The sequence below is a fragment of the Cellulomonas chengniuliangii genome (assembly GCF_024508335.1).
GTDB lineage: Bacteria > Actinomycetota > Actinomycetes > Actinomycetales > Cellulomonadaceae > Cellulomonas_A > Cellulomonas_A chengniuliangii.
Genome location: NZ_CP101988.1, coordinates 3553288 through 3571554, shown reverse-complemented (window position 1 = coordinate 3571554; position 18267 = coordinate 3553288). Strand labels below are relative to the sequence as shown.

15 protein-coding genes are annotated in these 18267 nt (G+C 71.7%); 8 read left to right on the top strand and 7 right to left on the bottom strand.

Going from position 1 to position 18267, the window contains the following annotated elements; all coding sequences use genetic code 11:
* Nucleotides 1-161 precede the first annotated feature (161 nt).
* The 8 genes from rpmH (at nt 162) to NP064_RS16575 (ending at nt 8047) form a co-directional block, all read left to right on the top strand.
* Complete coding sequence (rpmH, locus tag NP064_RS16610; protein WP_034225701.1) at nt 162-299, top strand: 50S ribosomal protein L34; 138 nt, start codon at nt 162-164, stop codon at nt 297-299.
* The gene (gene rnpA, locus NP064_RS16605; protein ID WP_348519197.1) at nt 238-684 is read left to right on the top strand and encodes a ribonuclease P protein component; all 447 of its coding nucleotides are present in this window, start codon (nt 238-240) and stop codon (nt 682-684) included. The genes rpmH and rnpA overlap by 62 nt, the downstream gene beginning before the upstream one ends.
* Nucleotides 681-989, top strand: a complete 309-nt coding sequence (gene yidD, locus NP064_RS16600; protein ID WP_227568563.1) for a membrane protein insertion efficiency factor YidD — start codon at nt 681-683, stop codon at nt 987-989. Before rnpA ends, yidD begins: the two co-directional genes overlap by 4 nt.
* A gap of 24 nt (nt 990-1013) precedes the next feature.
* The gene (gene yidC, locus NP064_RS16595) at nt 1014-2192 is read left to right on the top strand and encodes a membrane protein insertase YidC (protein ID WP_227568564.1); all 1179 of its coding nucleotides are present in this window, start codon (nt 1014-1016) and stop codon (nt 2190-2192) included.
* 39 nt (nt 2193-2231) lie between these two features.
* Nucleotides 2232-2747: a Jag family protein gene (locus NP064_RS16590; protein WP_227568566.1), complete on the top strand. Its 516-nt coding sequence runs from the start codon at nt 2232-2234 to the stop codon at nt 2745-2747.
* Nucleotides 2748-3724: 977 nt separating this feature from the next.
* Nucleotides 3725-4405 (top strand): 16S rRNA (guanine(527)-N(7))-methyltransferase RsmG, encoded by a 681-nt coding sequence (gene rsmG / locus NP064_RS16585; RefSeq protein ID WP_227568567.1) that lies wholly within the window; start codon nt 3725-3727, stop codon nt 4403-4405.
* 298 nt (nt 4406-4703) lie between these two features.
* Nucleotides 4704-6740 (top strand): ParA family protein, encoded by a 2037-nt coding sequence (locus NP064_RS16790; protein WP_431355870.1) that lies wholly within the window; start codon nt 4704-4706, stop codon nt 6738-6740.
* Nucleotides 6737-8047 carry a ParB/RepB/Spo0J family partition protein gene (locus NP064_RS16575; RefSeq protein WP_227568570.1) on the top strand — a complete coding sequence of 437 codons (1311 nt, stop codon included), beginning with the start codon at nt 6737-6739 and terminating at the stop codon, nt 8045-8047. The genes NP064_RS16790 and NP064_RS16575 overlap by 4 nt, the downstream gene beginning before the upstream one ends.
* 134 nt (nt 8048-8181) lie before the next feature.
* Here NP064_RS16575 and NP064_RS16570 read toward each other — a convergent pair whose 3' ends face one another.
* The 7 genes from NP064_RS16570 to NP064_RS16540 all read right to left on the bottom strand — a co-directional run bounded on the left by NP064_RS16570 (nt 8182) and on the right by NP064_RS16540 (nt 18251).
* Nucleotides 8182-9141, bottom strand: coding sequence for a D-alanine--D-alanine ligase family protein (locus NP064_RS16570; RefSeq protein ID WP_227568571.1), 960 nt, complete (start codon nt 9139-9141; stop codon nt 8182-8184).
* A gap of 77 nt (nt 9142-9218) precedes the next feature.
* Nucleotides 9219-10550, bottom strand: coding sequence for an aminotransferase-like domain-containing protein (locus NP064_RS16565; protein WP_255623647.1), 1332 nt, complete (start codon nt 10548-10550; stop codon nt 9219-9221).
* Between the two features lie 179 nt (nt 10551-10729).
* Complete coding sequence (gene trxA / locus NP064_RS16560; RefSeq protein WP_227568573.1) at nt 10730-11071, bottom strand: thioredoxin; 342 nt, start codon at nt 11069-11071, stop codon at nt 10730-10732.
* Nucleotides 11068-12072, bottom strand: coding sequence for a thioredoxin-disulfide reductase (gene trxB, locus NP064_RS16555; protein ID WP_227568574.1), 1005 nt, complete (start codon nt 12070-12072; stop codon nt 11068-11070). The genes trxA and trxB overlap by 4 nt, the downstream gene beginning before the upstream one ends.
* 104 nt (nt 12073-12176) lie before the next feature.
* Nucleotides 12177-14099, bottom strand: coding sequence for a protein kinase family protein (locus NP064_RS16550; protein ID WP_227568575.1), 1923 nt, complete (start codon nt 14097-14099; stop codon nt 12177-12179).
* Nucleotides 14100-14218: 119 nt separating this feature from the next.
* Nucleotides 14219-15973 (bottom strand): murein biosynthesis integral membrane protein MurJ, encoded by a 1755-nt coding sequence (gene murJ, locus NP064_RS16545; RefSeq protein WP_227568576.1) that lies wholly within the window; start codon nt 15971-15973, stop codon nt 14219-14221.
* The gene (locus NP064_RS16540; RefSeq protein WP_227568577.1) at nt 15960-18251 is read right to left on the bottom strand and encodes a DUF6049 family protein; all 2292 of its coding nucleotides are present in this window, start codon (nt 18249-18251) and stop codon (nt 15960-15962) included. The genes murJ and NP064_RS16540 overlap by 14 nt, the downstream gene beginning before the upstream one ends.
* Nucleotides 18252-18267 lie beyond the last annotated feature (16 nt).

The window sequence follows — 18267 nt, the reverse complement described above, 5'->3', positions numbered from 1 at the left end:
CCCGGCGTAGTGTTGGGCAGCCCTTCCTGATGGCTCCTGCTGGCGTGCCTTGACGCCGGACGCGAAACTGCGTCGAACACGGAGCAGTCGAGCTAGGCACACCTACCTGGCCGCGCGCGAGAACGTGCGAGGCCGTTGCCCCGAAGTACTTGGAGATCCTCGTGAGCAAGCGCACCTTCCAGCCGAACAACCGGCGTCGTGCCAAGACCCACGGCTTCCGTCTGCGCATGCGCACGCGTGCAGGCCGTGCGATCCTCGCTGCCCGCCGGCGCAAGGGTCGCACCGAGCTCTCGGCCTGACCCACATCCGGTGCTGCCCGCTGCGCACCGGATGCGCCGCCCTGCGGAATTCGAGCAGGCGGTGCGTCGCGGTGCGCGCGGTGGACGGGAGTCGCTGGTGGTTCACCTCGTGACTCGAACCGACCCCGGACCTGGTCCGGTGGTCGGTTTCGTCGTGTCCAAGGGGGTGGGGAACGCCGTGGTCCGCAACCGTGTGAAGCGGCGCCTGCGTGCCCTCGTGCGGGATCGGCTCGGCGCCATCCCGGCCGACAGCGGCATCGTCGTCCGTGCCTTGGCCCCAGCGGCGACCCGGGAGTACGCGGCGCTCGGCTCCGACCTCGACTCGGCGCTGGACGTCGCCCGGAGCCGCAGCAAGCGCCGGAACGAGGGGATGAGGGCCCGATGACGCGCCAGACGCTGATCCGCGTCCTCCGCCTCGTCGCCTCTCTGCCACGACGGGCGCTGCTGCTCGTGCTGCGCGGATACCAGCTCTACATCTCACCGATGACCGGACCGACGTGCCGGTACTACCCGTCGTGCTCGCAGTACGCCGTGATCGCCATCCAGCGCCACGGGGCCCTCCGGGGCGTCCTGCTCGCCGGCTGGCGCCTGCTCCGCTGCAATCCCTGGAGCGCTGGCGGGATCGATGACGTGCCCCCTGCACGTCCCCATAGACACCGCCTGACGCACGTGGCCTCGTCCACGTCCTGACCCCCCACCGAGGAGCTCTGCCACATGTCGTGGTTCGACGGTCTGCTATGGCCGATCATGGTCGTGGTTGCTTGGATCATGGTCCAGTTCCACAAGGCGCTGACCTGGTTGGGGCTCGAATCCACGGGCGGCGTCGCGTGGACGCTGTCCATCGTCGGCCTTGTGATCGTGATCCGGATCCTGCTGATCCCGCTCTTCTTCAAGCAGATCAAGGCCTCACGCGGCATGCAGTTGCTGGCGCCCGAGATGCAGGCGATCCAGAAGAAGTACAAGAACAAGCAGGACCCCGCTTCTCGTGAGGCCATGAGCCGCGAGACCATGGCGCTCTACAAGAAGCACGGGACGAACCCCTTCGCCTCCTGCCTGCCGATCCTGCTGCAGTCGCCGATCTTCTTCGCGCTCTTCCGAGTGCTCTACTCGATGCCCTTGATCGCGGACGGCAGCTACGAGCGCAGCGCCAACATCGGCCCCATCACCGCTGAGGTGGCCAAGGAGTTCGAGGCGGCGACCATCTTCGGGGCGCCGCTCTCCGGGTACTTCCTGCAGCCGGGCGCTGACGCGAACATCAAGATCGTCACCGTCATCCTGATTGTCGCGATGTCGGCCACCACGTTCTTCACGCAGCGCCAGCTCACCATGAAGAACATGCCGCCGTCGGCGCTGCAGGGCCCGATGGCCCAGCAGCAGAAGATGATGCTGTACGCGCTGCCGGTCATCTTCGCGATCTCGGGTGTCAACTTCCCGATCGGTGTGCTCGTCTACTGGACCACGACGAACGTGTGGTCGATGGGCCAGCAGTTCTACACGATCCGTCGTATGCCGGCTCCGGGATCCGCTGCCGAGAAGGCGCTCAAGGACCGCAAGGCCCGCAAGGCAGCCGCGAAGGGCATCACGATCGAGGAGGAGAAGCCCGTCATCGAGGAGAAGCCTCGCGGGCAGCGTCCTCAGCCGAAGCGCAAGGACCGTGCGAAGCCTCGCCCCGTCGACGGATCCGCCACCGGCTCGTCGGTCGCGCCCGCGGCGGAGGAGAGCGATGGGGAGGCCGCGGCGCCGAAGCCGCCGACCGCTCCGCGTGCGAAGCCGTCGGGCACGGCGGGATCGGGCAAGGCTAAGCCGGCCACAGGTGGGAAGCCCGCGGCGGCCCGTCAGAAGCCGGCGACCGCACGCCCGAAGCAGTCCCCCAAGAAGAAGCCCACGAAGTAACGCTCACCCCGGCGCCCAGCCGACTCACGAGGAGCCCTGATGACGTCATCTGAAACACCTCCTGCGCCTGCAGAAGTGAGCCCCACCACGCGCCTCGAAGAAGAGGGCGAGATCGCCGCTGACTACCTCGAGGAGTTGCTCGACATCGCCGACCTCGACGGCGACATCGACATCGATGTGGATCACGGGCGCGCGGCTGTCGAGATCATCGGCGAGGAGGGCTCGGAGCGGACGCTGCGTCGCCTCGTTGGGCGCGACGGTGAGGTGCTGGACGCCCTGCAGGAGCTGACCCGACTGGCCGTGCAGGCAAAGACGGGTGAGCGGAGCCGGCTGATGCTCGACATCGCCGGGTTCCGTGCAGGCCGCCGGCTCGAGCTCATTGCCATTGCGAACGAGGCGATCGCGCGCGTCAAGGCATCCGGTGCGGACGTGGCTCTCGACGCGATGAACCCCTTTGAGCGCAAGGTCGTGCATGACGCTGTCGCTGCGGCTGGTCTCGTCAGTGACTCGGACGGCGTCGAGCCGTCGCGGCACGTGGTCATCCGCTCCGCTTAGCAGAGCGCCGGGCCACCCCAGCCCAGACAGAGACGACGGACGGTCGGCCCGGGAGGGCCGGCCGTCCGTCGTTTCACGTGAAACCGCGGGATGCGGCGCGGGACGCATGCCGGAGGGCTGGGTGGTGCGTGGTGTGCGGGTGTGAGCGCGTGACTGCCGTTGATCGCGCTGGGCAGCGCCGAGAGCCACACGGGTCATCCACAGGCGTCCGGCGCGCCTCGGGCGTGGCGGCGTCAGTTGCGGAGCAGTGCGATGGGCGGGCAGTGCGATGGGGGGGCGCTCTGATGAGCGGCCGCTGTGATGAGCAGGCGGGCGGTCCGGCTACGCGCGTCACCCCCGGGAGTCGTCGCGAGAGACGTTTGAAGAGCGCGGCGTGCGTGTCTGCCGACTGCTCTCTGCGACTCCCGGGCGGCTCCCGTGCGGTGGGCGTGGCGGGGGAACGCATACGCATGCCAGGGGAGAGGCGGTGATGCCTCGATGGGACGATGCCTGGAGTCGCGCGCCTTCCCCAGGGCGGTCTGCGGGGTTGGCGGGGGAGGGGAAGGCCGGCCGAGGATCGCCGTTCGCGGCGGATCCGGGATCCGCCCGATTGTGGAGGCCTCTTCACGCGGTGGTACTCGCGGGCAGTCGGGCAGCTCGGTCCTAGCCGCCGCACGCCGCGCACAGGAATCGCATCCGTGGGCGTGGAACGCCGCACGCGGCCAGGGTCCGCGTTTCACGTGAAACACGGGAGCGATGTGGCGTCGGTGTGGCATCAGCGGCGGGTATCGGCCGCACGGTACGGTAGGGCCGCCGCCGCTGGGAGCGGGCGTGCGCCGCTGCGGGCATCCGTCGGGCTCACCAGTGTCGGTCGATGAACGTCGGGGGCGATCGCCTACCGGTGAGTGGACAGAAGAGATGTGCAGCGCGACCGCTGGAGCGTGAACGGATAGCGGTCGGTTTCCCGACATCGCGGGTGGCACGAGGAGGAGACCAGCGTGTCGAGCGACGAGAACGATTCGGTGCAGACGGAGGCCGATCCCTGGCAGGACGATGAGCGCCTGGTCGAGTACTTCGGTGCGGCATGGCCCCAGGTCGAAGCGTTCCACCGCCTGCTGACCGATGAGGGAGTGCTGCGAGGCCTGGTGGGGCCTCGGGAGGTCCCCCGGCTGTGGGAGCGGCACCTGCTCAACTCGGCCGCGGTCGTCCCGTTCCTCCCGGTCACCGGCAGGATTGTCGACATCGGCTCGGGCGCCGGCCTGCCCGGCGTGGTCGTCGCGGCTCTCCGGCCAGAGGCCGAGGTCGTGCTGCTCGAGCCGATGGAGCGCCGGATCGACTGGTTGAACGAGGTCGTCGAGACACTCGGCCTGTCCAATGCCGTCGTCACACGCGGACGGGCCGAGGACCTGCACGGGGAGCTCCGCGCTGACGCTGTCACCGCGCGTGCGGTGGCGCCGCTCGACCGCCTGTACCGGTGGGCACTGCCCTTGTTGGGGAAGGGTGGCGTGCTCGTTGCCCTGAAGGGAGCCCGAGCCCAGGACGAGGTGGAGGCTGGCGCGCGCTGGGCGAAGAAGCTCGGCGGCGGTCCCGCGGAGGTCATCAGTGCGTCCACGATCGACGGAGCCGAGCAGACGACGGTTGTCCGCGTCGTTCGAGAGGCTGAGCGCGGTGTTCGGTAGGAAGAAGAAGCGCAAGCAGGCAGCGGAGGAGCGCCCCGTCTCGACGGGCCTGCCCCGCTCTGCGTGGTCGCCCACGCCCGCAGCCGAGTCAGAGGGCGCGCCGACCCCTGCCGCCAAAGGCCACGACGCTGCTGGCGGCCATGATGCTGGTGGCGGCCATGATGCTGGTGGCGGCCGCGATGCTGGTGGCGGCCACGACGGCGCCACTGGTACTGGCGCGAGCCCGCAGGGCGGTTCCGATGTCACGCGGGTCTCGACAATCCGTGAGGCGGCAACAGCTCACGATGGCGGACAGCAAGTGGCAGGTCCGCCGGGCGCGGGGACGATCTCCGCGGGACTGACGACCGAGCAGGATCCACTGCTCGCCCAGGGCGACGCGTACGGGAGCCTGGCGGACGCCGCCACGGCTGCCGCCCACAGCGTCACCGAGCCGCGCGTCGCGATACCTAGCGCGTCAGAGCATCTCGTTTCACGTGAAACGACTCCCGACGGCTCCATCGTCGCCGCCTGGTCGGCCACCGAGGAGCATCGCACAGGCGTCGATCCGTGGGGCGCTGCCGCAAACGGATCCCAGCCGTCTGCTCGGCACAGGGAGAACCCCGCGGAGGGCGCCACCACACCGCCCGCTGCGGCTGCTGCCCCAGAGGCCCCGTGGTCGGCGCCGTCCCGTTCTGCGGTCGCGCAGAGTCGGCCTCTCGTCTGGTCACCCGTCAACAGCGGCCGCGAACTCCCCGCCGCAGATTCGATGTCGGCTGAGACCGACGGGGATGGTGTGGCCGACGTTCCACGTGAAACAGGCGACGACGCCGACGTGTCGCGGAGGGCTGACAACGGCGATGCCCTCACGAGGGAAGCCGGCTCGATCGCCCACGAGGATGAGCGCGGGGGAGACGAGCACGGCGGAGACGAGCACGGGGTAGCCACAGATGCGGCTGGCCTGGACAGCTCCTCCGGAGACGTGAACGCGGTGCCGGAGTTCGACGTGCTCAGCCCTTCCACCATGCACCCGTTGGGCGATGGCCGCGATGATGAGTCGGGCAGTCACGGCCCCCAGCCGCAGCGGCGCGAGAGCGAGCCCGTCGCCCTTCCACCACTGGTCGCGGACGCCGCGCGGGAAGCGGCCGAGGCCGCGGACAAATATGCCTCGACACGGCCCAGTTCGCGGGCCGGTGTCGTCGATAATGGTGTTCATGCAGGTCAGAGCGCGGAGGGCAGCGGCCCGGAAGCCTCGGCAGATGCGCCAGCCCACCCCACCGACTCCGATGAAGAGAGGCGTGCGGCGCTCGTCGAGAGCCTGCCGGACGCAGATGAGGACACACCACTGATGGCCCAGATCCAGGAGGATGCGCGTCGGCGCATCGAGCTCCGTGGACGCAAGTTCCCACGACCGGCCAAGACTCGCGTGATCACCGTCGCGAACCAGAAGGGTGGCGTCGGCAAGACGACCACCACGGTGAACATGGCAGCCGCGCTCGCACAAGCCGGGCTGAACGTGCTGGTGCTGGACAACGATCCCCAGGGGAACGCGTCCACTGCTCTCGGCGTCGACCACCGGGCAGGCACGCCGTCGATCTACGAGGTGCTGGTCGAGGGCGCCCCGATGGCGGACGCGGTCCAGCAGAGCCCGGACACTCCGAACCTTTGGTGCTTGCCGGCGACGATCGACCTGTCCGGAGCCGAGATCGAGCTGGTGTCGATGGTGGCTCGGGAGACGAGACTGCGGACGGCGCTGGACCAGTACCTCGAAGGGCGCATCGCCGCGGGCCAGGAGCCCATCGACTACGTCTTCGTGGACTGCCCTCCGAGCCTGGGCCTGCTCACCGTCAACGCGTTCGTGGTCGCCCGCGAGGTGCTGATCCCGATCCAGTGCGAGTACTACGCGCTGGAAGGGCTGACGCAGCTCCTCAAGACCATTCAGCTCATCCAGGCGCACCTCAATCCGCAGCTTCACGTGTCCACGATCTTGTTGACCATGTACGACGCGCGGACGAACCTTGCTCAGCAGGTGGCCCAGGAGGTCCGCGAGCACTTCCCGGACGTCACGCTCCGGACGGCCGTCCCGCGCTCCGTGCGCATCTCGGAGGCGCCGAGCTACGGCCAGACGGTCATGACGTACGACGCCGGCTCCTCGGGAGCCCTGGCGTACCTCGAGGCTGCGCGCGAGCTCGCCGAGCGTGCGGAGACAGCAGCCGGGAGAGCGGTGCCCTCCACGGCGGCGCGGGCCTGGCAGGCAGCGGAGGCCATGGCGTCGGCGCACAGCAGCAACCCCACCCCAGCATCGAACGGTCTCGGCGATGACGCCGGCGCCGCCCCCCAGCACCAGGAGGAGTTGTGAGCGAGAAGCGTCGAGGTCTCGGGCGTGGTCTCGGGGCACTGATCCCCACCGGCCTCGACGGGCCGCGTTCCCCGGAGGGCCAACGTCCCGTCGACGTCTTCTTCCCGGACAACCGCAAGGAGACACGGGAGCGCGCGGAGGCGGTGGAGCGCGATGGTGTTCCACGTGAAACCTCGGTAGATGCGGCGCCAGACGCCACGACGCGGCCTGACTCGCAGCCCAAGGCTCTGGCTCCCGGAAAGACGGACGGGGTCACGGAGAGCGCTGTGGTCAGCATCTCCGTGATGGAGACGTCGGAGATCGTCCCTGCCGAGGTGGTGGACGGCGCCTCGGTGGAGGAGGCGTCGGTCAGCCAGGCTGAGGGCGCCGATGTCCCGCGCGCTGCCAGCGAGGGATCGTCCACGGGGGAGCGGCTCAACGGAGCCGCCGCTGCAACATCGACCGCCGCTGCGGGTGGCAGCACGTCATCGGGTGATGACGGCCTGCTCGCGGTGCCGGGCGCACGGTTCGCGGAACTCCCCGTGACGTCGATCCGTCCCAACCCGCGGCAGCCGCGAACGGTCTTCGAGGAAGACGCACTCGACGAGCTCGTGGGCTCCATCCGCGAGATCGGAGTGCTGCAGCCGATCGTGGTGCGGCCTGACGGCGCCGATGGCTACGAGCTGATCATGGGCGAGCGTCGCTGGCGCGCGACGCAGGCCGCGGGGCTCGACGTGATCCCCGCGATCATCCGGGACACCGAGGACAGCGACCTGCTCCGCGACGCGCTGCTCGAGAACCTGCACCGGTCCGAGCTGAACCCGCTCGAGGAGGCGGCGGCCTACCGTCAGCTCCTCGACGACTTCGGCTGCACGCACGAGGAGCTCGCGACCCGCATCCACCGATCGCGGCCGCAGATCTCCAACACACTCCGCCTGCTGCGGCTGCCGCCGCTGGTGCAGCGGCGTGTGGCGGCCGGTGTGCTGTCCGCCGGACACGCTCGCGCCCTGCTCGGTCTGACCGACGGCGCGGCGATCGAGAGGCTCGCCCAGCGGATCGTCTCGGAAGGACTGTCGGTCCGTGCTGTCGAGGAGATCGTCTCCCTCGGCGGCGAGGAGGCCCCGACGCGTCGCAAGCCTCGGGCGGGGGAGCGGAACGAGGCGCTGGACGAGCTCGCGTCCCGCCTGTCTGACCGGCTCGACACCCGCGTGAAGATCAACCTGGGGAAGTCGCGCGGACGCCTGACGGTGGAGTTCGCCTCGGTGCAGGATCTGAACCGCATCCTGGAGAGCCTCGCCCCCGAGGAGCCGGGCTTCTTGAAGTCCTGACTGCCAGCAGCGGCTCGGGTTACCTCGAGATCCCGTGTTCCACGTGAAACGGCCAGCCGGATAACCGGCTGGCCGTTTCACGTGGAACACGGGGATTAACAGAGGCGCCCGCGAGCGGTGACGCGGGCGGCAGCTCAGGCCGTGCGGGCGGCTTCCACCAGGGAGCGGTACAGGGCGCTGAGCTCGTGACCTGCGGCTTCGGCAGCCTGAGGGAACAGCGACGTCTCGGTCATGCCCGGGGCGACGTTGACCTCGAGGAAGTAGACGACGCCGTCGTCGCCGACGATGAGATCGGTGCGGGACAGGTGCGCGAGGCCGAGCGCCCGGTGGGCGGCGACGGCCACCTCGCCTGCGCGCGCGGCGAGCTCGGGGGAGAGGCGCGCAGGAGTGAAGTACTCCGTGCGGCCGGGGTTGTAGCGGGCGTCGTAGTCGTAAGGGCCGTCCGTGACGATCTCCACGGCGGGGAGGGCGACAGGGCCCTCACCCACGTCGATGACGCTGACGGCCACTTCGGTCCCGCTCACTGCCTTCTCGACGAGGGCGGTGTCGCCGTAGGCGAAGCAGTCCACCATCGCCCGGGGCAGTTCGGCGGCGTCGCGCACCAGGGACACCCCCAGGGCAGACCCACCGGTGGCCGGCTTGACCACCAGCGGAAGGCCGAGCCTGTCGATGATCGCGTCGAGCACGCGGTTGGCGCCGAGCTCCCGGAAGAGGCTCTGGGGCAGCGTGACGAAGTCCGGGGTGTCGATGCCCTCCCGGGCCACGACCGTCTTCGCGATCGGCTTGCTCCACGCCACCCTGCTCGACCGGGGACCGGTCCCCAGGCACCGCATGCCGAGCAGCTCGAGGACGTCCCGCACGGAACCGTCCTCTCCGCTCGCTCCGTGCAGCAACGGCCACACGATGTCGGGGGCGGTCTCGCGCAGCGCGGGCACGAGATCGGCGTCGACGTCGTGCACTGTGACCTCGGCGCCTGAGGCGCGCAGGGCGTCGGCGACCCGGCGACCCGACCGCAGCGAGACGTCCCGCTCGTGGGAGAGACCGCCGGCAAGGATGATGACGCGCACGGGGGAGGCGCTGGTGGTGTCGTTCACGGCGTCGGGGGCTCCGGGTTCTGCCAGGTCGATGCTCGATGTGCTCGAGCCGGGGGATGCTCGGGTGGATCAGGCGATCAGGTGAGGTCGGGCCCGGGAGCTTGGATCGTCTGGCTGACGGCGCCGTTCCCGGTGCCGAACAACGAGACGAGCTCGCTCTCACCGGCGACGACGCCGGCGAGCCTGCGGACACCTTCGCGGATCCGCTCGGGTGTGGGGAAGCAGTACGAGAGCCGCATGTGGTCGGATCCCTGGCCGTCAGCGTAGAACGCCGTTCCGGGGACGTACGCGACACGCGCCGTCACGGCCCGCGGCAGCATCGCCTTCGCGTCGAGGCCCTCAGGGAGCTTGACCCAGGTGTAGAAGCCGCCGTTGGGGACCGTCCACGTAGCGTCGGGCAGATGCTCGGAGAGGGCGCCGATCATCGCGTCCCGCCGTTCGCGGTACAGCTCCCGGAAAGCCTTGACCTGGCCCTTCCAGTCGCATGTGGCGAGGTAGGCGGAGATCGCGAGCTGGGACGCGTTGGAGGGGCAGAGGATCGCGGACTCGCTCGCGAGGACCAGCTTCTCGCGGACGGCGTGCGGCGCCACGGCCCAGCCGACCCGGTAGCCGGGGGCGAACGTCTTGGAGAAGGAGCCGAGATAGACGACGCCCTCGTCGTCGGAGGCGCGCAGTGCGGGGATCGGGTCGCCGTCGAACCCGAGGAGCCCGTAGGGGTTGTCCTCGAGGACCAGGACCCCGTGGCGACGGGCGATCTCCAGGATCTGGGGCCGTCGCTCGGCGGAGAGCGTGACCCCGGCCGGGTTGTGGAAGTTGGGCACGGTGTAGAGCAGCTTGACTCGGCGGCCCTCCCGGGCGAGCGCGGTCAGGGTCTCCTCGAGGGCCGCCGGGATGAGCCCGTGGGCGTCGAGGGGGACGTGCACCACGTCGGCCTGGTAGGCGCTGAACACGCCGAGGGCGCCCACATAGCTCGGCGCCTCGGCCACGATCACGTCGCCCGGGTCGATGAAGATGCGGGTCACGAGGTCGAGGGCTTGTTGGGAGCCGGTCGTCACCACGACGTCGTCCGGGTGCGCGGAGATGCCCTCGAGGCGCATCACCTCGAGGATCTGCTCGCGGAGGCCCTCGTCGCCCTGGCCTGAGCCGTACTGCAGCGCGGTGGTGCCCCGCGTCGCGACGACCCGTTGCGCCAGGTCGCTCAGCACGTCGAGGGGCAGGCCCTCGAGGTACGGCATGCCGCCGGCGAGCGACACGACCTCAGGCCGGTTGGCGACGGCGAACAGCGCGCGGATCTCCGACGCGCGCATGCCCTGGGTGCGGTCCGCGTACGAGGACAACCAGGGATCGAGCCTGGTGCCGGCAGCAGCGGCGTGCGGGGGAGTGCCCGACGCAGAGCCGCCGGGATTCAGGTTCGCGCTCACCTTCCGAGTGTCGCACGCGCCAGCGCCGTCGACCGCCCACCGTCCATGCGCCGCGCGGACCCACACCGCACCGTCACATTCGCGCCGCTCCGGCAGAGTGTGCCGGAGCGGCGAGGGTGGGCGGGGTCAGTGGGCCATAAGGTGCGCGGCCGGCGCCGCCGAGGCGATCAGGCGCCGGTGGCGGCCTCGGCGAGCACCTCGTCGAGCTCCTTGGCGATCGCCTGCTTGGGCCGCGCACCGATGACCGTGCGCGCCAGCTCGCCGCCGACGTAGAAGTTCAGCGTCGGGATCGACACGACGCTGTAGCGCGCCGTGACCTCGGGGTTGTCGTCCGAGTTGAGCTTCACGACCTTCAGGCGGCCGGCGTACTCCTCGGCCAGCTCCTCGAGGATTGGGGCGACCATGCGGCACGGTCCGCACCACGGCGCCCAGAAGTCGACCAGCACCGGCAGGTCGGCGTCGAGCACCTCGGACTGGAACGTGGCATCCGTGACCTCGAGGGTGCTCACAGGGCCTTCTCCTCCTCGACGAGGGCGGCGGGGATCTCCGACGGGGAGGCCGGGTCGACGTGCGCGAGCGCCGCCAGGTAGTTCTGGGCGTCGATGGCCGCCGAGCAGCCCGTGCCGGCCGCGGTGATGGCCTGGCGGTAGGTGTGGTCGACCACGTCGCCGCAGGCGAAGACGCCCGGCAGGTTGGTGGCGGTGGTGCGGCCGACGACCTCGATGTACCCGTTCTCGTCGACGTCCACCTGGCCGACGACGAGCTCGGAGCGCGGCACGTGGCCGATGGCGACGAAGACTCCCGCGGCGCCGACCTCGCGCTCGGCGCCGGTGACGGTGTCGCGGAGGGTGACGCCGGTGACCTTCTCGGTCCCGTGGATGGCGACGACCTCGCTGTTCCAGGCAAAGTTGATCTTCGGGTTGGCCTTGGCGCGGTCCGCCATGATCTTCGAGGCGCGCAGGTCGTCACGGCGGTGCACGATCGTGACGCTCTTGCCGAAGCGGGTGAGGAACGTGGCCTCCTCGACGGCGGAGTCGCCGCCACCGACCACCAGGATGTCCTGGTCGCGGAAGAAGAAGCCGTCGCAGGTGGCGCACCACGAGACACCGCGGCCGGAGAGGCGCTTCTCGTCGGGCAGGCCGAGCTCGCGGTACGCGGAGCCGGTGGACAGGATGACCGCGACGGCGCGGAACACGTCGCCGCTGCCCAGCTCGACGGTCTTCACGTCGCCGGTGAGGTCCATCTTCACGACGTCGTCCCAGAGGATCTCGGCGCCGAACTTCTCGGCCTGCTTCTGCAGGTTCTCCATGAGCTCGGGGCCCTGGATGCCGTCGGGGAATCCGGGGAAGTTCTCCACCTCGGTGGTGTTCATCAGGGCGCCGCCCGCCGTGACGGAGCCGGCGATGACGAGGGGCGCCAGGCCGGCGCGCGCGGCGTAGATCGCTGCGGTGTACCCGGCAGGGCCGGAGCCCACGATGATCAGGTCGCGCGGGAGGGGCTGCTCAGTCACTTGACGTCCTTGGCGTTCGCGGTTCGGTGTCGACAGCAGAACTGTCGGTCGGTCTGATCTGTTCCCCGGGCCCGCCAGCGCGGCGTGGACCGGGGTGCCTGGGCTCAGGAGAGCGTGATCTCGGCGAGCTCGATGCGGAAGCCACCGCTGGTCGCGGTGGGGAGCTCGGTGAACCAGATGACGATCGACTCGGTGGTGAGCGGCTCGTCGAGCGTGAGGACGGTGCTCGGGGACATCGCCCCGCTGGCCAGCACGGCGCCCGACTCCGGGTCGGCCGCTGTTCCCTCGCGCACCTCGACCTGGCCGCCGGAGCCGTTGACCTGCATCGTCACGGTGTTCACGGTGGCGGCGCCGTCGAAGGCGAGGACGATGCCGACCTTCGACTTGCGGGGGCCGAGGAAGTTCGAGTTGTTGTACGTGTGGGTGTTCCACACAGTCGCCGGGTCCCCGTCGAACGCGCGCCCGACGATGTCCTGGTACTCCCCGTCGTCATCGGACGGGTCCAGGGTGGTCGCGGAGGCGATGACGGGCGCCGCGCCGGAGTCCGGGGCCTGGCTCGGCGGGGCGGACGCCGAGGGCGTCTCCTTCCCGGCGTCGTCGTCAGACGTCCCCGAGGTGGCCGCTGGCGCTGCCGGGGCCGCGTCGCCGTCGTCGTTTCCGTCGACAGGGCGGAACAACGACGTCACGGCGAAGATCACGCCCAGGACCAGCAGAATTCCCACGACGAGCAAGACGAGCTTGGTGGGGTCGAACCTCCGGGAGGTGACGGGCTCGTCGTCCCGGCCTTCGCTCCCGAGGTCGAACGGGCTGCTGGGGACGCTCGGCGGCACGCTGGGCGGGGGGACGCGGGGCCCGGCAGGCGCCGCTCCGGCGGGCATGGCGGCCGTGCGCTGCACCGTGCCGACCGGGATGCCCGCGTCGCGAGGAGGACCGGCCTGTGAGGGCGCTGAGCGGGGCGGGGCCGCCTGGCCGAGCCCGGGCAAGGGCGCGCGTCCCTGGACCTCTGTGGGACCCGCCTGGGCCCCACCTGGCTGGGGTGCGCCGTTCGGGCTGGCCGTCGTGGCGCCCCACGCGGCGCCGCTCGCGCCTGCGGCGGGCGGGAAGGCTCCGCGCCCGCGTGGCGTCGCCGGCGGAGGAGTGCCCGGGCGGCCGCTTCCCGCGGTGGGCTGGTCATGGAAGGCCGAGCGGACGGACTGCCGCTCGACACGGCCCGGAACGGCCATCCGAGCGGTGGCTTCGGCGGCGGACTCGTCGTGGCGGACGGTCTCCTGCGGCATCGTGCGCTCGGGGGCGGACGCCGCCTCGAGCAGGCCGACGGTGCGGATCTCGCCCCACGGCTCGAGCTCGCGCACGAGCTCGGCGGGGCTGCGAGGGCCATCGTCGTGGGGGCCGAGCGTCACGGCGCACAGCGTGTCGAGGTCGGCGCGGACGTCGGGCGTCAGGTCTGCCGGGGGGACGACTGCGCCGTCCATGACGGGGGCCGTGGGCAGCTGCGGGGTCGGCACGCCGCTGTCCACGTCGGGCCAGCGGCCGGTCAGGGCGGTGTAGAGCAGGCGCACGAGGCCGAGGGTGTCGGAGCGGGTGGTCGCCGCGGCGTCGCCCAGCCCGTGGCCGAGCAGGGCTCCGTCCATCGCGAGCCCGCTGATCAGCAGGCGGCCCTCGGGGGTGATGTGCAGCACCGAGGGGCGCAGCGCCAGGTGGTGGACCCCGCGGCGGCGGGCGACCTCGAGGGCCGCGGCGGCCTCGCCGACCACCGACCGGGCCTGGTCGGATGTCAGAGGGCCGCGGGCGACGAGCTCGGCCAGCGACGGCCCGGACACGTGTTCGGTGACGACGTAGCCGACGCCCTCGTGGTTGCCCACGTCGAGGATGCGGACGAGCCGCGGATCGGAGACCAGCGCGGCCCGCCGAGCGGCGTCGAGCGCCTGCGCGGCGTTCTCGGAGTCAAGGACGCGCACGTGGACGGCACGGTCGAGGATCTGGTCCGTGGCCTTCCACGAGGTCGATCCCTCGAGGTCGGACTCCATCGGTTGCAAGACCCGGTACCGCCCGGCTAGTACCGCGCCGCGTCCGACGACGTCCTCCACCCGGGCCTCCCGCGAGTTGTTCCGACCGTGTGCCGGTGCTCCATGCTAGGCGGTGCTGCTTAGCGCCGCCGACCCCTTGCCCGCCGGACCACCATCTGGACCAGGGCATCGACCTCGCGCACGCGGAGAACCTTGAGCGCGAGCACGTAGACGAGGGAGATCACGACCCCGCCGACGGCGCACATGACCAGCGCGTCGCCCACCCCGCTGACGGGCCCGAGCAGGTCGACCACGAGCAGGCCCGCGCCGGCGGCCAGCAGGCCGCCGGTGATGGCCTTGGCGTGGACCGCGGCCACGCGTCGCCCGTCCACCCCGTGGAGCCGGCGGCGCAGGACTGCCAGCGCGACGACGGCGCCCACCACGTAGGACAGGCTCGACGCGAGTCCAGCCCCGACCACCCACCGCGACGGGTCCAGGAGCGCCTGCGCGAGGTACGTGCCGCCCACCACGACGACCGCCATGCCCACCTGCATGGGGAACATGGAGCGCGCGTCCTCGTAGGCGTAGAAGACCCGCTGGCACAGCGACCAGGCGCCGAAGGCCACGAGGCCCAGCACCATCGCGACGATGGCGGGAGCCAGCGCCGACCACGCGTCCTCGCCGCCCGAGGGGAACATGACACGCCCGATGGGGTAGGCGAGCACCCCGATGCCAGCGGTCGCGAGGACGGTGAAGAGCCCGACCGTGCGCAGGCCCAGCGAGAGGTCGGCGCGCACGCCGTCGACGTCGCCGGCGGCCGCCGTGGCGGAGAGGCGGGTGAACAAGGCAGTCGCGAGGGACACCGTGACCAGCGAGTGCGGCAGCATGAAGACCAGGAACGCGTAGTCCCACAGCGCGTTGCCGGCGTAGGCCGGGTCGAGGCTGCCGGCGCGGGTGGTGACCCGGCTGACGGCGAGGACTCCCAGCTGCCCGACGACGAGGGCCGCGAACGTCCAGCCCGCCACCCGGCCCGCCGAGCGCAGCCCGACGCCGCGGAAGCCCCAGCGTGGCCGGTAGCGGAAGCCCGATCGGTACAGGGGCACGAGCAGGACGAGCGCCTGCGCCACGACGCCCAGCGTGGCGGTACCCGCCAGCAGGGCCACCTGGCCGCCGCCCCACGAGCTCGGGTCGTCGGTCACCGAGCTCTGGAAAGCGCCGTTGACCAGCACGAACACCAGGAGCCCGGCCATTGACACCAGGTTGTTGACCACGGGCGCCCACATGTACGGGCCGAACGACCCGCGGGCGTTGAGCACCTGCCCGAGCAGCGAGTACAGCCCGTAGAAGAACAGCTGGGGGATGCACCAGTACGCGAACAGCACCGTCAGCGCCTGGACGTCCGGGTCGCTGAAGTTCGTGTACAGGGTGGTGAGCAGCGGCGCGGCGAGCGTGAGGAGCAGCGCCAGCCCGAGCAGCATCGTGGCGCCGAGGGTCAGGAGCCGGTCCACGTACTGCTGCCCGTCGGCCCGCCGGTAGGCGCGCACCACCTGCGGGACGAGCACGGCGTTGAGGACGCCGCCGGCGATCAGTAGGTACAGGACGTTGGGCAGTTTGTTGGCGGCGGCGAACGCGTTCGCCGCGTCGCCTGTGGCCCCGATGGCCCACACCACCATGGCCGCGCGGACCAGGCCGAGGATCCGCGACACCAGGGTGCCGGAGGCCATCAGGGCGGTGGAGCGTCCCATGCTGGTGGCGTCGCCGGGGGGCGGCATGGGGACGGCGCCGACACCGCCGCCCACGTCGGGCCCAACGGAGGCCTCGGCCTCCGGGTCGACCGGCGGCTGCGGCGGCTGCGCGTCGTGCGGCGGCACGGCTGACCCGCTAGCGGTGCTCACCGGCGTCCTCCTGGGTGTGTGGTGCGGGGTCGACGGGCGCCGGCTCAGCAGCGGCCGCGGCCGCTGCCGCTGCGTCGGCCTCCGCCTGCGCCGCGAGCCGCGCGCCACGGTGCGCGGTCTGGCCGCGGCGGACGGTGCGCACGATGCCCGCGACGAGGCCGACGGCGAGCAGGGCGCCGACGATGCTCAACCCGACGTCCTCGATCGAGGGTGTCACGCGCGCGCTGAACGCGACGGGCGTGGACACGAGGGTGCCGTCCTCCGCGCGGAGGACCACGTCGACCAGCACGTCGCACGCCGATGTCGCGCGCACGTCCACGATGACGACCTCCTCCGAGGCCGCGCCCACGGTGGTCACCGGCGAGCCTGTCGCGGCGAGGCAGGACTGCCGGGACAGCATCTCGACCCGGACGGTCGCCGGCTGCTCCAAGGTGTTCCGCACCACGAGCCGGATCTGGCTCGAGCTGGCGGCGACGGTGACCTGTTCGCTGAGCAGCACGGTGAGCCCGCTGCGCCGCTGGAGGGCCTCGGCCAGCACCGTGTCGACGAGGGACTTGCGACCGGCCACGTCGGACCGCCAGTCGACGGCGAGCGGCGCGAGCAGCCGGCGGTCGAGGCCGTCGAGCAGCAGCGCGGGCTCGGGCACCACCTGGGCGAATCCCGAAACGTCGGCGCGGGCGCCGCCCAGCGCGTTGACGTGGGCGGGGGAGAGCTCGGTCGAGGTGCTCACCGCGTCGGGCAGCGTGGCGACCTCGCCCCGCCCGGAGGCGAGCTCGGTCGCGGTGGCGACCTGGACCCATGGCGCCGACGCCAGGGCCTTGAGCTGCGCCTGGGCCAGGGCGATGTCGGGCTGCCAGTCCCGCGGCGCCGTGACCAGCAGGCTCTCGGAGTCGCCCGTGCTGGCCCGCGCCGCGACGGCGGTCTCCGCGAGGGCTCGCTGGGCGACGGTGGCCGGTGTGGCGCCGGGCTGGAGGTCGTTGGGGGTGGCGAGCAGGGTGTCGAGCGTCGCGCTCGGCACGAGCAGCCGTGCGGTCCCGTGCCCGGTGGTCACGTCCACCCGGGTGGTCGGGTCCGAGACCAGCGCGTCGCCGTCGGGTCCGCGCACGTCCGAGCCCACCACGAGCGCTCCGGCGCGGGACCGGGCGGCGAGGGCCGCGGTCTCCTGGTCGGGCGTCGTGTCGGCGAGCCACAGCAGCGTGTCGGGGGAGGGCCCCAGCACCTGCGTGGAGGCGGGGGAGGAGATGCCGAGCGCGACGTCCAGGAGCTGGCTCTCGTGCCCGTGCGCGATCGCCGCGATGTCCGGGTCGGACCAGGGCAGCGCGACCACGTCGGTCCTGGCCGCCTCGGTGGTGAGGCGCTGCAGCCAGGCGCGTGACGCGTCGCCGCCCGTCGCCGCCTGGTCCAGCAGCGCGGGGTCGATCGCCCAGGTGACCGCCGGCTGGCCGGCCGTGGCCTGCAGCAGCGTGTCGAGGCGCCCGCCGGTGGCGGTCAGCGTGTCGATCGACCGGGTCGAGGAGCGGCCGGCGACGGCGTCGGCCGCGTCGCCCTTCGAGCCGGCGGGGTCCCCGTCCGGCGCCGCGGTCTCGTGGGCGCCCTCCGCCGCGTCGGCGTCAGCGCTCTCTGCCGCGGCGTCGTCGTCGGCAGCCGCTGCGGCCTCCAGGGCGTCGAGGTCCTCGGAGGCCAGGCCCTCGCCCACCACGGGCACCAGCACGTTGACCGCGACCTGGCGCAGGTCGGCGGGGTCGTCCGAGGGCGCCCACAGCAGGAACGTCCGCTCGAGCCCGACCCGCCGCGAGCCGTCGCTCAGCTCGACGGACAACCCCCGCGGCCCCCAGGCCGACGCCGAGCGCAGCAGCCCGATCGAGGACGAGGGGACGGTGAGCACCACCTGGGCGCTCGCGCCGGGCGCGAGCGGGCCTTCCAGCTCGATCGTCGTCACCGGGCTCCCGGCGTCGTCACGGGGGCCCGACTCGGTCCACGCGGACAGCCGCTCGCTGCTGGCGAGCCGGTACCGGCTGATGCGCAGCGTCGCGCGCGGGGACTCGATGGGCTCGGCGCTGGCGTTGTGGACCACCGCGGTGACGGTGAGGTCCTGGTCGAGGGCCAGCACCTGGGGCTGCACGGCGGTCACGGCCACGTCGACGGTGAGGTCGCCCTCGGCGGGCGCGGCGTGCGCGGTCCCGCCGTCCGGGAGCACCGGCGCCAGCACGCCGAGCAGCGCCACGAGCACGGCGAGGGCGGCCAGGAGCGCTTGATGTGCGTGCTGCCTGGACGTCATGGTGAGAAGGGGACGG

What these genes read in the sequence shown, in the direction of transcription:
- NP064_RS16540 (WP_227568577.1), bottom strand. Translation starts at nt 18,251, where the DNA reads ATGACGTCCAGGCAGCACGCACATCAAGCGCTCCTGGCCGCCCTCGCC.
- NP064_RS16550 (WP_227568575.1), bottom strand. Translation starts at nt 14,099, where the DNA reads ATGGAGTCCGACCTCGAGGGATCGACCTCGTGGAAGGCCACGGACCAG.
- NP064_RS16590 (WP_227568566.1), top strand. Translation starts at nt 2,232, where the DNA reads ATGACGTCATCTGAAACACCTCCTGCGCCTGCAGAAGTGAGCCCCACC.
- yidC (WP_227568564.1), top strand. Translation starts at nt 1,014, where the DNA reads ATGTCGTGGTTCGACGGTCTGCTATGGCCGATCATGGTCGTGGTTGCT.
- yidD (WP_227568563.1), top strand. Translation starts at nt 681, where the DNA reads ATGACGCGCCAGACGCTGATCCGCGTCCTCCGCCTCGTCGCCTCTCTG.